Genomic DNA, 12,509 nt, shown 5'->3' with positions numbered 1-12,509 from the left:
GTATCCATGCCAATTCGGATAATCTGCTCCACGGACGGTCTCCCTCGATTGATATCTTAACGACTCACTCTGGCACATTGCGATGCCGTTGGGAGCCGTCCACCCCAACAGTGCTCGTCACAGGGATCCAGCAGCGCCGCGTCTGCGGCGCGGAAGAGTCTTTCCAGACCATAGATTGGCTGGACTCCTCCGTGAGAGCATCGCCCCGCGGAAGGGCGCGTTGCCGAAGTTGGTCGGATCAGCTGCAGCCTTTGCCGCCGGCGGCCCAGCGGCGCACATCCGCGGCGATGCGCGTCCCTACGGGCTCGCTCATCAGCGGGCCGAAGGCCTGCAGGCGGGCTGGTTGACCCTCGGCCTCGACCACGGCAAGCGGGCGCGATTCCGGTGATTTGCGCGGGACTATCAGGATTCGCGGGCGTCCGGAGAAGGAGTTGAGTTCGGGGGCGAGGCGATAGGCTTTGAACGCCGCATCGCCCGACTTGAACCAACAGCCATTCGCGCCGAGAGCGATGCGCTCCATGGTCGGCAGCGCGGCGGAACTCGCGGCCGGTGCGGCGGGGCGCCCCGACTGGCAACCGGCGACAAGCGTCAGGCTGGCGGCAACGCAGGCGAGCGCAAAGGAACGTCCGTTAACAATGGATGACATAGGAGGTCTCACGGGAACTGGTGGCGAATGCCGCCTTCCAGCGGCGACCGGAGCAATTTCATAAGTACGAAGTGGTTTTCCGCCCGTAGTGCTACATGACAAAACTTAAGCAGCAATTACGTCCAGCGCCGAGGCGAAGAGTCCTCGGCCGTCCGCGCCGCCATGGGCGGACTCGATCAGATTTTCCGGATGCGGCATCATGCCGAGCACATTGCCCTTCGCGTTCAGGATGCCGGCGATGTCGTTGACGGAGCCGTTCGGATTGGTGCCTTCGGCATAGCGGAACACGACCTGGCCGCTGCCTTCGATTGCCTTCAACGTTTCCGCATCGGCGAAATAGTTGCCATCATGGTGGGCGACAGGGCTGCGGATTACCTGACCCTTGGCGTAGGCGCGGGTGAAAGCGGTGTCGGCGTTGACGACTTCCAGCTTCACCTCGCGGCAGACGAACTTCAGCGAGGCGTTGCGCATCAGCGCGCCGGGCAGGAGGCCCGCTTCGACGAGGATCTGGAAACCGTTGCAGACGCCGAGGACGCGTACGCCTTGCTCCGCCTTGGCTTTGATCGCCTGCATCACCGGCATCCGTGCAGCGATCGCGCCGCAGCGCAGATAGTCCCCGTAGGAAAAGCCGCCGGGAATGACGATCAGATCCACATCCGGGATTTCGGTCTCGGTCTGCCAGACGGTGACAGGCGCCTTGCCGGAAATCTTCGTCAGCGCCGCGATCATGTCGCGGTCGCGATTGAGACCAGGAAGCTGAACGACGGCGGACTTCATGACGTACCTATCTTGCCTTTGCCCCCGGCATATAAGGATTTCCGGGGCTGTTTCAACGCAGTGCAATGGCCGCCCCCGCCGTCAGGCGAGGGAGATGCTGTAGTTTTCGATAACGGTGTTGGCGAGCAGCTTTTCGCACATGGCCTTGAGGTCGGCTTCAGCCTTGGCCTTATCGGCGGTTTCCAGCTGCAGATCGAAGACCTTGCCCTGTCGCACCTGGCCGATTCCGTCAAAGCCGAGAGCGCCGAGAGCGCCTTCGATCGCCTTGCCCTGCGGGTCGAGAACACCGTTCTTCAGCGTCACGGTTACGCGTGCCTTGATCACTTTTGCTTATCCCCGAGATTACTTGACCAGCACCGGACCCGAACCGCGCGGCGGCTCGTTTTCATTGATGATGCCGAGGCGGCGGGCCACTTCCTGATAGGCTTCGACAAGTCCGCCCATATCGCGGCGGAACCGGTCCTTGTCCATCTTTTCCTTCGTCTCTATGTCCCAGAGACGGCAGCTGTCGGGGGAGATCTCGTCGGCCAGGACGATGCGCATCATGTCGCCCTCATAGAGGCGGCCGCATTCGACCTTGAAGTCGACCAGCTGGATGCCGACGCCGAGGAAGAGGCCGGAAAGGAAATCGTTGATGCGGATGGCGAGCGCCATGATGTCGTCGAGTTCCTGCGGGCTCGCCCAGCCGAAAGCCGTGATGTGTTCCTCGGAGACCATCGGGTCGTCGAGGGCGTCGGCCTTATAATAGAATTCGATGATCGAGCGCGGCAGGACGGTGCCTTCCTCGATACCGAGGCGCTTGGCGAGAGAGCCGGCGGCAACATTGCGCACCACGATCTCCAGCGGGATGATCTCCACTTCCTTGATCAACTGCTCGCGCATGTTGAGGCGGCGGATGAAATGGGTCGGGATGCCGATCTTGTTCAGATGCGTGAAGATGTACTCGGAAATGCGGTTGTTGAGTACGCCCTTGCCGTCGATGACGTCATGTTTCTTCTTGTTGAAGGCGGTGGCGTCGTCCTTGAAGAACTGGATCAGCGTGCCCGGTTCCGGACCCTCGTAAAGGATCTTGGCCTTGCCCTCGTAGATACGGCGGCGACGATTCATGGATCTGTCTCTGTGGTTGTTGGCGCTCTTGGGAGGCGCATTGGGAATTTTCTCAGCGGGTCCATATCCGAAAAGAAGACAATTAACAATCGGCGTGTCTTTCCATCCCCGGATTAGATTAGGCTATCATGAAAGTCGCCGAAGGCGAAAAGGCGCATTGCACTTTCGAGAGCCTTTTGGTTTATGGCGACGGTGCTTCGGGCAGCATATTTTTCAGGGAGATCGATTGATGACGACGATGCAGGATCGCGAGAAGGCTTTCGAGGCGAAGTTCGCGTTGGACGAGGAATTGAGGTTCAAGGCCACCGCGCGCCGCAACAAACTGCTTGGCCTTTGGGCCGCCGGTCTTCTCGCCAAGTCGGACCCGGAAGCCTATGCGAGCGAGATCGTCGCCGCGGATTTCGAAGAGGCCGGGCACGAGGACGTCGTGCGCAAGATCAAGGCCGATTTCGACGCGGCTGGCGTTGCCATATCCGAGGACGACATTCGCGTCCGCATGATTGAATTGCTCTCGGAAGCGGTTGCACAGCTACAGAAAAACTAAACGACACCTGCATGCCGCCGCCCGGCAGAGACCGGGCGGTGTTTTTTTGAGCAGCGCCCCCGCTGTCATGCGAAGACGCGACCATCGAAGAGTTTTCGCGCGGTTCGTAGAAACGAGCATTCCTCCACGCTGCCGGCGTCGTCGAGCCGAAGCAGGATTTCCATGCGGCCGGTCGGGTGCTCGACGGCCAGGGTTTTTTCCTCGCCCTCCGGCAAGGTGGCGAGGGACGCTGCGGGACTGTTTGGCAGCAGGCATGCCGTGGCCACGCTGAGCGCGCCAAAGACGCCGATCGAAGCATGCACGCGGTGGGGAATTAGGCTGCGGGTCATGATGGCGCCGCCATTCACCGGAAGGGCGACCAAGGTCATCTTGGGGACCGACTTTTTCGTGACGTCACCCAAATTCATCAGCGGTCCTGCGGCGAGGCGGATGCGCTCGATACGCGCCTTGACAGACTCGTTCGCCTCGAACTCTTCGCGGCTCTCATATCCCGTCAGGCCGAAATCCGCCGCCCGCATGACCACGACCGGCATTCCGTTGTCGATCAGCGTGCAGGCAACACCCTCGATCTCGTTTGCGGCCGAGCCGGTGGGCAGCAATGCGCCGCAGCTTGAGCCGGCGGCGTCCGTGAAGGTCAGATAGACGGGGGCGGCGGGATGCGGCACCCCGTCGATCGACGCGTCGCCCGTATAGACGGGTCGGCCATTCGCGGTGCGGATGCGCGCGACAGCAGACTGGGACGTGTTCTCCATGTAGATGCGGATGGCGGTTTCGCCTTCCGCGGCTTCGACCAGCCCGCGCTCGACGGCAAAAGCGCCGACGCCGGCAAGGATATTGCCGCAATTCTGGCTGTCGCTTACCAGTGCCTGATCGACGAAGACCTGGAGAAAAAGAAAATCTACGTCGAAACCGGGCCGAGCCGAGGCGCGGACTACGGCCACTTTGCTTGTCAGCGGATCGGCCCCTCCAATGCCGTCGATCTGACGCTGGTCGGGCGACCCCATGATGCGCAGCAGGAGCCGGTTGCGCTCCCCAGCGTCGGTCGGAAGATCGTCCGCGAGAAAATAGGCGCCTTTCGACGTGCCGCCTCTCATCATCATGCACGCAATACCGTCTGGCGTCATGTGTTCACTCCTGTCAGGTCGTTTCAAGGAAGAGGAAGCGCGAGCAGCTTGCCGAATACCAGATAGGCGATCGCCCAGAAGCCGGCCCCGGTTGCTGCGGCTCGGACGAGCGGCTTCTCGCCCGGAAAGAGCAGCGTCGCCACGCCCGCGCCGATTCCGAGGCAAAGGGCCAGCCCGATCCAGTTCGCGCCGAGACACACGGCGACGAAGAGGGCCATCAGGCCGCTGACGCGCGCAATGTCGACCCTGCCGTGCGTTCCGCCGAGATCGACTCCCCTCAGGACCTGAACGAGATAGACAGCCGACACCGCCGTACCGAAGACAGCAACCTGAATGGGCAGCGAACCCGGCCCGACATCGCCTCGTGAATGTCCAGCCGGCAGCCCGAGGCTCAACAGCAGGAAGCCCGCATTCCAGCCGATGCACACAAGAGCCGCGACGAGGTTTTGCCAATAGTGCCCGTGAGGTGCCTCCCCGCCGTGGCCGGCGGAGAGATCATGTTCCGGAGCACCCGATGCGTGACCGCTCATTCGACGTATCCGTTGGCCTTGAGGAATTCGAGCTGGTTGGTGAGATCGCTCTGCGCCCGTTTGGTGAAATCCTCTTCCTTCCAGTCGGGGCTATCCTGGAACTGCTCGGTCTGGAACTTCTTCCAGTCCTCGGATGCAGTCACTTTGTCCACTGCAGCCTGGATGGCGCCGACGGCGTCGTCGGGTGTTCCCGCCTTTACCGCGATACCGCGCCAGACCGCCCCCTCGATGTCGTAGCCCTGCTCTTTGAACGTCGGTACGTCGGGCAGGAATGCGCTACGCTCGTCGGTCGAAACGCCAAGCAGCTTGATTTCGCCGCTTTTGACCTGCGCAAGGCCGGTCGATGGCGTCATCATGGCAGCATCGAGGTGCTTGCCGAGGAGGCCGAGCGTCACCTTGCCCGACGCGTCATGCGGGATCCAGCCGCTTTCGAAGCCGCCCTTCTTCATGAGCTGGTACAGCATGTACTGATGAAAGCCTCCGGGCGCATGGCCGCCGACTTTCAGGCCGTTCGGATTGCCCTTCATGTATCCGATGAAATCGTCGACGGTCTTGAATTGGCTGTCGGAAAGCACTGCAAGCGAAGACGGCTCCGACTGCATGGCCCGAAGCAGGCGGAAATCCTCGAGTTCGAAGGGAATGAGGCCTTGGGCGATGCCGAAGGTCAGTGTCCCGGTGAGGACGAGGATGTTGTAGCCGTCGGCCGGCTGCGTCATGATCTGCGAGACGCCGACGGCGCCGCTGCCGCCCGGCCTGTTGTCCACTTTCACCGTCCACCCTGCCTCCTTTTCCAGGAGCTCGGCGAGCTTGCGGCCGTAAGTGTCGAGCGCTCCCCCGGCACCCGCCCAAACCACCAGCGTCACCGGCTTTTCCGGAAATTCCGCGGCGAGGGAGTTCGCCGGTGCTGCAAATCCCGACAGGACGAGGGCCAGCCCCACAGCCGCGCCTGCCATGCGCGCGCCGAACGTTCTTCTTGTAATACTCATGTCTTCTCCTCCAGTTGGATGCTTTCAACGGACAGTGCAGTCCGCCGTTTCTTCGGTCCGCGCACTGGCGCGGCGCGCCTGGATCCGTCGCCAAAGCGGCGTCAGCAGGCTGACGAGGCTCAGGATGAGGAAGATCAGGCTGATCGGATCGGTGACGAAGATCGTGTAGTCGCCTTGCGAGGACACGAGCGCGGTACGATAGTTCGACTCCACCAGATAGCCGAGTACCATAGCCAGAATGACGGGGGCGACCGGGAAGCGGAGCTTCTTCATCAGATAGCCGACGACTCCGAAGCCGAGCATCAGGTAGACGTCGAACATCAGGTTGCGGATGGCGAAGGCGCCGAGAACGGCAAAGGCCATGATGCCGACGGCGATCACCGCGTCGGGCAGCCGCATCACCCGGGCCATGAGCGGCAGGAAAAGAGAGCCCGCGGCATATTGCACCAGCGACGCGATGATTGTCCCGAAAAGGATCGCATAGACCAGCGACGGCGCCTCGTTGAAGAGCTGCGGACCGGGATGCAGTCCGTGCATAATGAGTGCGCCGACCATGATCGCGGTCGTCGGGGAACCGGGGACACCGAGCGCAAGGAGGGGCACGAGTGCGCCGCCGACCGTGGCGTTGTTGGCGGCTTCAGGTGCCGCGATGCCGTTTGCGGAGCCATTGCCGAACTCTTCGGGATGACGGTCGCGGGCGCGGGCATAATCGCGGGCGACCCAGCAGGCGATGTTGCCGCCGACACCGGGAAGAATTCCGAGCAGGGTGCCGATGACCGAACCGGAGAGCATGGAGCGCCAGGTTTCCTTCCACAGGGCCGCTGACATGAACACGTGGCCGACCTTGTCCTTGATGGACGGCGCAGACACCACGCGGCTCTCGACCATCGCGAGCGCTTCCGACACGGCGAAGAGGCCGATGAGTGCCGCCAGGAACGGTACGCCCTCATAGAGCTGGAAAAGTCCGAAGGTGAAGCGCGGCGTGCCGGCGATCGGATCTATGCCCACCGTCGCCAGCGCAAGACCGAAGGCGGCACAGGCAAGACCCTTCACCAGCGAACCACCGGACAGTGCCGCGACCGAGCTCAGGCCGAACACGCCGACGGCGAAGTACCCGGCCGGTCCGAACTTCAACGCCAGCGAGGCGAGCGGCATGGCCAGCAGCAGCAGCGCAAGCCCGCCGAGAACCCCGCCGACGGTGGAGGCAGTCAGCGAAATCGAGATCGCCTCATTCGCCTTGCCCTGTCGAGCCATGGAATAGCCGTCGATCGCGGTCGCCGCAGCGGCGGCCGTGCCCGGGGTCGACAGGAGGATCGCGCTGATAGAGCCGCCATATTCGGCTGAGGTATAGAGCGAGATCATCAGCAGCATGCTGAGCTCGGGGCCGAGATTGTAGGTGAACGGGATGAGCAGGCTCAATCCGATCGACGGACCAAGCCCGGGCAGGGCGCCGATGACGATCCCGAGCAGGGCCCCGGTGACGAGTACGGCAACGCCGGAAAGGCTGAAGATGACGCCGAGCGACTGTAAGATACCGTCCATCTCAACTGTCCTTCGCCAGGCGGCGTGCGAGCACCGGCACGAAACCGCGATAGCCGTCATTTACGGAGAGCCCCTGATCCTTCATCGCCGCATGAGCGGCAGCGATCGTCTCGCAGGCAGCCCGCGACATGGGGGCGTTCAGTCCGAGCGATTCGATCGTCTCGGCTGCTTCGGTCATCTCTGTCACGCGACGGGCGCCGTGCTCGAAGGTTCGGGACAGGTAATAGTCGGCCACATTCCGCCAGTCGAGGCCGGGAAAGGTCTCCTGGACCGAATCAAGAATGCGCTCGGTAACGCCGGCCCGCTCCGCCGAGGACAGAGCTTCGATCAGCAGGGCCTCGACACCTTTGATCATCACCGAACGGATCATCTTCAGCGACGAAGCCTGGCCCGGGGTATCGCCGACCGCTTCGAGGTTCATGCCGAGCGCGTTCAGGCGCCCCGCCACCTCGACGGCACGCTTGCCCGCGACGAGGATCGGAACCTTCTCGGCATAGGGTGGCACGCGCGCCATGACGGCGCCTTCCACGAAGCTGCCCTTCCCGGTAGCGATCGCGCCGGCTGCGAGGGCCTTGGTGTCCGGCCCGACGGAGTTGAGGTCGATGAAGACCGCCTCGCCGGAAAGATGCGGCGCCGCCGAGGCGGCGACGGCCTTCGTCGCGGCACCGACGACGAGCGACAGGACGACATCCGCGGAAGCAATGCCGGCCACGTCGTCGAGCGGTTCGACACCGAGTTCCGCCGCCCGTGCGCGCAGGGCGTCGGAAGCAGCCGGGTCGTTGAAGCGCAAATCGTAAGCGGCGAGCCGTGCGGCGTTCCGGCCGCCAAGCCCACCGGCGATGGACTGCGCAGCCTCGCCGAAGCCGATGAATGCAATCGTGGTCATTCGTCCTCCCTGCGGAAATGGCTCCTGCGCCATCTCCCGCTTCAATCGATGTATTTCAGTCCTTTGGCTGCGAGTGCGCCGCGCATGTCGTAGATGTCCAGTCCCAGTTCGCCGGCGGCCAGCCGCTCACGCGTCTTGCGCTCCTTCTCAAGCCTCGCGCGCGAGGCCGCGACGGCTTGTTCTGCCTGCGCTTTCGGCACGACCATGACCCCGTCGTCGTCGGCGATGACGACATCGCCGGGGGCCACGGTGGCGCCTGCGCAGACGATCGGCACGTTGACCGAACCAAGCGTCGCCTTCACCGTTCCCTGTGCCGAGACGAACCGTGACCAGACGGGAAAGCCGATTTCCTCCAATTCGCTGACGTCCCGGACCCCGGCCTCGATGATCAGACCGCGCACGCCACGCACCATAAGGGAGGTTGCAAGCAATTCGCCGAAATAGCCGGCGTCGCACAGCGAGGTCGGTGCGACCACGAGAATGTCGCCTTCGCGGCACTGCTCGACCGCCACATGGATCATCCAGTTGTCGGCAGGCGGTATCGAGACCGTCACCGCCGTACCCGCCACGCGCGCCCCGCGCCAGACGGGGCGCATATAGGACTGCATCAGGCCGGTGCGGCCCATCGCCTCGTGGACCGTCGCGACGCCGCACTCCGCCAGGGCATCGACAAGGCTCTGACCGGTCCGCTCGATATTTCGGTGAACGACGCTCATGCCAGCGCTCCATGTCCTAGTGTACCGGTGACATGCGGAAAGACGGCCTCGTAGGCCTCTCCATAGGTGATCTTGTAGTCGGAATTGCGCGAGGCCTGGACGCCTCGCTGGAGGGCGACACGGGTATAATATTCCCAGAGATGCTCTTGTCCCTCCATGCACTTGATTGCCGCCAGTTTCTTCTCCCAGACATCGGTGATGTCGAGCAGCAAGTTTGGCTTCCAATTGCATTGTTCCGGCTGGTGCGGCTCGAAGAGATAGACAGGCGGGGCGCCGAGTACGGGCGTGCCGGGCTTGTGCCCATGCGCCTGGGCTATGACACGCGCATGCTGCGCAAAGTCGGTCGCCATCGGGTGATCGAAGTTATAAGGGTCCTGCCGCGAGTGCGTCAGCATGAACTCCGGGCGTATTTCGCGGTAGAGGTCCACCAGCCGATCGAAGGCTTCCGGCGTCACCTGCATGGGGTAGTCGCCGAGATCGTAGAACAGGATATCGCGAACGCCGAGCGCCTTCGCGGCGTTTTCCGCCTCGCGCCGACGGTCCGCCTTCACGGCCTCGAGAGTCATTCCCGACTTCTTCCAGAGCTTCGCCGACTCGCCGCGCTCGCCGAAGGACAGGCAAACGACTGTGACTGCATAACCCTGTCTTGCGTGGGCGGCGATCGCGCCGCCAGCCCTCCAGACGAAGTCGGCCGAATGAGCGCTGACGACGAGTCCGGTCTTTTGATGCATATCCATGCTCCTTCATTCTTCGGAGTGGACACTGGCATCCGACAGGGCCCGAGTGCTAATACGAAAGCCGAGCCGAGCTATAGTTTTTTTCGAATCTGCCTCCGGAGCACAGATGATCGCAATGGATATCAACATCCGGCATCTGCGGGTCTTCATGCAGGTCTGCGAGACGGGCAGCCTCAACCGCGCGGCCGCCGAGCTGCACATTTCACAACCCGCCGTCTCGGTGGCGCTCGCGGGGATCGAGCGCCGCTTCGGCGCGAAACTCCTGTCGCGCTATGCTGCCGGCAGTCAGCCGACGGCGGCCGGCGAGGTTCTCTTGACGCGGATACGCCGCATGGAGAACCAGATCGCATTGGCGCTGGCCGAGCTCTTCGGCATGAGTTCGCAGCGCGATCCGACGCTGGTCGCCAAATGTATCGCGCGAATAACCTTTCGGCAGATCGAGGCGCTGATCGCCCTTTCCGGCAACGGTTCCATCACCGAGGCGGCGCGCAGCGGCGGCGGCTCGCCGGCGGCGCTGCACCGGGCATTGCATGACCTGCAGACCAATATCGGCAGGACCATCCTCATGCGCAGCCCGGCCGGCGTTGGGCCGAATACACTAGGCCGCCGCCTCGCGATGCGCTGGCAGGTGGCCCTCACCGAACTGGAGCAGGCGCTGGATGAAATCCGCGAAATCGAGGGGCGAATGGAGGGGCGGATCAAGATTGCAAGTCTTCCGCTTGCGCGCACCCTGTTGATTGCGCGCGCCGTCAACCCCCTTATGGCGGAGCACCCGAATGCCCGGGTGGAAGTCATGGATGGCTCCTACGAGGCTCTGTCGCAGCAGTTGCGCACCGGCGCGAGCGACATTCTGATCGGAGCGCTGCGTTCGGGCAACGACCTCGAGGGGTTGCGGGCGGAGCCCCTTTTCGAGGACCCCTACGCGGTGGTCGGACGATTCGGGCACCCGCTTCTCAACAGCAGCGGAAAGGGTGCATCACTTGACCAGCTCGCCGCCCAGCAATGGGTCGCCCAGCGTCCCGGCACGCCTATACGCGCCGCCTTCGATGCGCTTTTTGCTGGTTGCGGGGACGCGCCAAGGGCGAGTATCGAGACGAGCTCGCTCGTTCTCACGCGTGCCATCATTCTGGAAAGCGACCGGCTGTCGATGCTCTCTCGCCGCCAGATCGCCATCGAGGAAAGAGAAAATCTCCTTGGCTGCATTCCGGTCGCCGATGAGGTGCGCAGCCGGCTCCGGACGCGCACGATCGGTGTCACCGTTCGGGAGAACTGGTTGCCGAGCAGGCTTCAGAAGACCTTTCTCGAATACCTGCGTGTGGCGGCAGCGGGTCTCCGCCAGGCGTGAGTTGCGGCGTCCAACGCTGACGTGTCCTACGCCCGCAGGCGGCTCAGGAACTGGGCGAAGACCATCGAACCTTCCGGCCAGGGGCCGTGGCCGGACTCCGTATTGATGTGGCCGGCGTCGCCGGCATCGACGAGCAGCGATCCCCAGGCGTTGGCGATGTCGCCGGCGTGCTCGTAGGAGCCGAAGGAATCGTTGCGGCTGGCCACCATGATCGACGGGAAGGGCAGGGGATCGCGCGGATAGGGGCCGAAGGTCATCAGGTGCTTCGGCCGGATATTCGGGTTGGCGACGTCCGGCGGCGCAACCAGGAATGCGCCGGCAATCTGCCGCGTGCAGTGAGGCAGTGCGTGGATCGCCGTGGCAACGCCGAGCGAATGCGCGACAATGACGACCGGCTTCTCTGCGGCATTGACCTCCTCGATCATGCGCGCCACCCAATCCTCCCGCACCGGCTTCGACCATTCTGCCTGCTCGACGCGGCGCGCGGTCGACAGTTTACGCTCCCATCGGGTCTGCCAATGGTTCGGGCCCGAGTTGGTGTAGCCGGGAACGATGAGGATATGTGTTTCGGAAACCTTCATGATCGTCGCGATTTGAAGTCGAAAAAGGCCGAAGTCAAGGCGGAGGCGACAGAGGCGGCATTTTCTGTATAATCACACTCACAGTCGCGGTTCGACAGCGGCCCATCTTTTAACACCACTGTCGCGGGTCCGTGGCTGCTCTGGTTCGTTGAGGAGTGTGAGCCATGACAACCTTCCATGTTCTGTCGGGGGCAGATCCGACCGTCGCGCATCCCGGCATACGAAAGATTGGCATTGCGGATGTGTTCGACGCGTTGCGTCTCGGGCTGGATGACTTCCGGGAAAAGCCGTCGCATTATGTTTTTCTGTGCCTCATATATCCAATCGCCGGCGTCGTGCTGATGACGTGGAGTGCGGGAGCGAACATGTTGCCGCTGCTCTATCCGCTCGCTTCCGGCTTTGCCCTCATCGGGCCTGTTGCCGCCATCGCCCTCTACGAGGTCAGCAGGCGTCGCGAACTCGGCATGGACGCGCGGTGGCCGCACGCAATGCGGCTGCATCGCCATCCGGCAATTCCCTCGATCCTCGCGGTTGCCGCTGTCCTCTTCGTCATCTTCGTCGTCTGGCTGCTGGTCGCCCAGGGTCTTTATCTAACCATCTTCGGTTCGACGCCTCCGGCTTCGATCTCGGAGTTCTGGACCAGTGTGACCACCACCGAGCAGGGGTGGAACCTGATCCTGGTCGGCAATCTTGTCGGCTTCGTCTTTGCCGTCGTCGTGCTGTCGATAAGCGTCGTCACCTTCCCGCTGCTCCTAGATCGCGACGTCGGTGCGCTGACGGCGATGGAAACATCGGTCAGAGCGACGCTCGCCAATCCGGTGCCGGTGGCCCTATGGGGCTTGATCATCGCCGCCGGACTGGTGATCGGCTCCATCCCGGTCTTCGTCGGTCTTGCCGTCATCATGCCGATCTTCGGCCACGCGACGTGGCATCTCTACCGCAAGCTGGTGGAACCGGCCGGTCCGGCGCGATAGCGTCTCCCGCTCGA

The 12,509-nt window shown here is 63.1% G+C and carries 15 protein-coding genes; 3 read left to right on the top strand and 12 right to left on the bottom strand.

Annotated features, from left to right (window positions below; all coding sequences use genetic code 11):
* Positions 1-238 precede the first annotated feature (238 nt).
* The 4 genes from ACFHWW_RS24125 to purC form a co-directional block, all read right to left on the bottom strand.
* Positions 239-646, bottom strand: a complete 408-nt coding sequence (locus tag ACFHWW_RS24125) for a hypothetical protein (RefSeq protein ID WP_324761824.1) — start codon at positions 644-646, stop codon at positions 239-241.
* 105 nt (positions 647-751) lie between these two features.
* Positions 752-1,423: a phosphoribosylformylglycinamidine synthase subunit PurQ gene (gene purQ / locus ACFHWW_RS24120; RefSeq protein WP_338282921.1), complete on the bottom strand. Its 672-nt coding sequence runs from the start codon at positions 1,421-1,423 to the stop codon at positions 752-754.
* 81 nt (positions 1,424-1,504) lie between these two features.
* On the bottom strand, positions 1,505-1,747 hold the full coding sequence (purS, locus tag ACFHWW_RS24115) for a phosphoribosylformylglycinamidine synthase subunit PurS (protein WP_003531405.1): 243 nt from the start codon (positions 1,745-1,747) through the stop codon (positions 1,505-1,507).
* Between the two features lie 18 nt (positions 1,748-1,765).
* Positions 1,766-2,530, bottom strand: a complete 765-nt coding sequence (gene purC / locus ACFHWW_RS24110; RefSeq protein ID WP_003531407.1) for a phosphoribosylaminoimidazolesuccinocarboxamide synthase — start codon at positions 2,528-2,530, stop codon at positions 1,766-1,768.
* Between the two features lie 229 nt (positions 2,531-2,759).
* Here purC and ACFHWW_RS24105 point away from each other — a divergent pair, with 229 nt between their 5' ends.
* Positions 2,760-3,074 (top strand): ATPase inhibitor subunit zeta, encoded by a 315-nt coding sequence (locus ACFHWW_RS24105; RefSeq protein WP_018095079.1) that lies wholly within the window; start codon positions 2,760-2,762, stop codon positions 3,072-3,074.
* A 65-nt stretch (positions 3,075-3,139) separates the two neighbouring features.
* Here the strand turns inward: ACFHWW_RS24105 and ACFHWW_RS24100 are convergent, their stop codons facing one another.
* Genes ACFHWW_RS24100 through ACFHWW_RS24070 form a run of 7 tightly spaced genes read right to left on the bottom strand, consistent with a single transcriptional unit; the run spans position 3,140 to position 9,589 of the window.
* Positions 3,140-4,198, bottom strand: a complete 1,059-nt coding sequence (locus ACFHWW_RS24100) for a 4-oxalomesaconate tautomerase (RefSeq protein WP_379941223.1) — start codon at positions 4,196-4,198, stop codon at positions 3,140-3,142.
* A gap of 23 nt (positions 4,199-4,221) precedes the next feature.
* Positions 4,222-4,728, bottom strand: a complete 507-nt coding sequence (locus ACFHWW_RS24095; protein ID WP_127710039.1) for a tripartite tricarboxylate transporter TctB family protein — start codon at positions 4,726-4,728, stop codon at positions 4,222-4,224.
* On the bottom strand, positions 4,725-5,714 hold the full coding sequence (locus ACFHWW_RS24090; RefSeq protein WP_379941221.1) for a tripartite tricarboxylate transporter substrate binding protein: 990 nt from the start codon (positions 5,712-5,714) through the stop codon (positions 4,725-4,727). The genes ACFHWW_RS24095 and ACFHWW_RS24090 overlap by 4 nt, the downstream gene beginning before the upstream one ends.
* A gap of 24 nt (positions 5,715-5,738) precedes the next feature.
* The gene (locus ACFHWW_RS24085) at positions 5,739-7,256 is read right to left on the bottom strand and encodes a tripartite tricarboxylate transporter permease (protein WP_100673149.1); all 1,518 of its coding nucleotides are present in this window, start codon (positions 7,254-7,256) and stop codon (positions 5,739-5,741) included.
* Position 7,257: 1 nt separating this feature from the next.
* On the bottom strand, positions 7,258-8,142 hold the full coding sequence (locus ACFHWW_RS24080; RefSeq protein ID WP_275597858.1) for an NAD(P)-dependent oxidoreductase: 885 nt from the start codon (positions 8,140-8,142) through the stop codon (positions 7,258-7,260).
* Between the two features lie 41 nt (positions 8,143-8,183).
* Positions 8,184-8,858, bottom strand: a complete 675-nt coding sequence (locus tag ACFHWW_RS24075; protein ID WP_100673151.1) for a 4-carboxy-4-hydroxy-2-oxoadipate aldolase/oxaloacetate decarboxylase — start codon at positions 8,856-8,858, stop codon at positions 8,184-8,186.
* Positions 8,855-9,589, bottom strand: a complete 735-nt coding sequence (locus ACFHWW_RS24070; protein ID WP_100673241.1) for a PIG-L deacetylase family protein — start codon at positions 9,587-9,589, stop codon at positions 8,855-8,857. Before ACFHWW_RS24070 ends, ACFHWW_RS24075 begins: the two co-directional genes overlap by 4 nt.
* A 112-nt stretch (positions 9,590-9,701) precedes the next feature.
* On the opposite strand from ACFHWW_RS24070, the gene ACFHWW_RS24065 reads away from it, so the two are divergent.
* The gene (locus ACFHWW_RS24065) at positions 9,702-10,940 is read left to right on the top strand and encodes a LysR substrate-binding domain-containing protein (protein WP_379941218.1); all 1,239 of its coding nucleotides are present in this window, start codon (positions 9,702-9,704) and stop codon (positions 10,938-10,940) included.
* Between the two features lie 26 nt (positions 10,941-10,966).
* Here the strand turns inward: ACFHWW_RS24065 and ACFHWW_RS24060 are convergent, their stop codons facing one another.
* The gene (locus tag ACFHWW_RS24060; protein ID WP_100673153.1) at positions 10,967-11,521 is read right to left on the bottom strand and encodes an alpha/beta hydrolase; all 555 of its coding nucleotides are present in this window, start codon (positions 11,519-11,521) and stop codon (positions 10,967-10,969) included.
* 164 nt (positions 11,522-11,685) lie between these two features.
* Between ACFHWW_RS24060 and ACFHWW_RS24055 the strand changes: the two genes are divergently transcribed.
* Positions 11,686-12,495, top strand: a complete 810-nt coding sequence (locus tag ACFHWW_RS24055) for a DUF2189 domain-containing protein (RefSeq protein WP_100673154.1) — start codon at positions 11,686-11,688, stop codon at positions 12,493-12,495.
* Positions 12,496-12,509 lie beyond the last annotated feature (14 nt).

It is taken from the genome of Sinorhizobium sp. P24N7, from assembly GCF_042436655.1.
Classification (GTDB): Bacteria; Pseudomonadota; Alphaproteobacteria; order Rhizobiales; family Rhizobiaceae; genus Sinorhizobium; species Sinorhizobium meliloti_A.
Note: the sequence above shows the minus strand (reverse complement) of the source record. Positions and strands in the feature narration are given on the sequence as shown.

Excerpts from the sequence above, each read along its gene's own strand:
- ACFHWW_RS24125 (WP_324761824.1), bottom strand. The coding sequence starts at position 646 with ATGTCATCCATTGTTAACGGACGTTCCTTTGCGCTCGCCTGCGTTGCC.
- purQ (WP_338282921.1), bottom strand. The coding sequence starts at position 1,423 with ATGAAGTCCGCCGTCGTTCAGCTTCCTGGTCTCAATCGCGACCGCGAC.
- purC (WP_003531407.1), bottom strand. The coding sequence starts at position 2,530 with ATGAATCGTCGCCGCCGTATCTACGAGGGCAAGGCCAAGATCCTTTAC.
- ACFHWW_RS24105 (WP_018095079.1), top strand. The coding sequence starts at position 2,760 with ATGACGACGATGCAGGATCGCGAGAAGGCTTTCGAGGCGAAGTTCGCG.
- ACFHWW_RS24100 (WP_379941223.1), bottom strand. The coding sequence starts at position 4,198 with ATGACGCCAGACGGTATTGCGTGCATGATGATGAGAGGCGGCACGTCG.
- ACFHWW_RS24095 (WP_127710039.1), bottom strand. The coding sequence starts at position 4,728 with ATGAGCGGTCACGCATCGGGTGCTCCGGAACATGATCTCTCCGCCGGC.
- ACFHWW_RS24090 (WP_379941221.1), bottom strand. The coding sequence starts at position 5,714 with ATGAGTATTACAAGAAGAACGTTCGGCGCGCGCATGGCAGGCGCGGCT.
- ACFHWW_RS24085 (WP_100673149.1), bottom strand. The coding sequence starts at position 7,256 with ATGGACGGTATCTTACAGTCGCTCGGCGTCATCTTCAGCCTTTCCGGC.
- ACFHWW_RS24080 (WP_275597858.1), bottom strand. The coding sequence starts at position 8,142 with ATGACCACGATTGCATTCATCGGCTTCGGCGAGGCTGCGCAGTCCATC.
- ACFHWW_RS24075 (WP_100673151.1), bottom strand. The coding sequence starts at position 8,858 with ATGAGCGTCGTTCACCGAAATATCGAGCGGACCGGTCAGAGCCTTGTC.
- ACFHWW_RS24070 (WP_100673241.1), bottom strand. The coding sequence starts at position 9,589 with ATGCATCAAAAGACCGGACTCGTCGTCAGCGCTCATTCGGCCGACTTC.
- ACFHWW_RS24065 (WP_379941218.1), top strand. The coding sequence starts at position 9,702 with ATGATCGCAATGGATATCAACATCCGGCATCTGCGGGTCTTCATGCAG.
- ACFHWW_RS24060 (WP_100673153.1), bottom strand. The coding sequence starts at position 11,521 with ATGAAGGTTTCCGAAACACATATCCTCATCGTTCCCGGCTACACCAAC.
- ACFHWW_RS24055 (WP_100673154.1), top strand. The coding sequence starts at position 11,686 with ATGACAACCTTCCATGTTCTGTCGGGGGCAGATCCGACCGTCGCGCAT.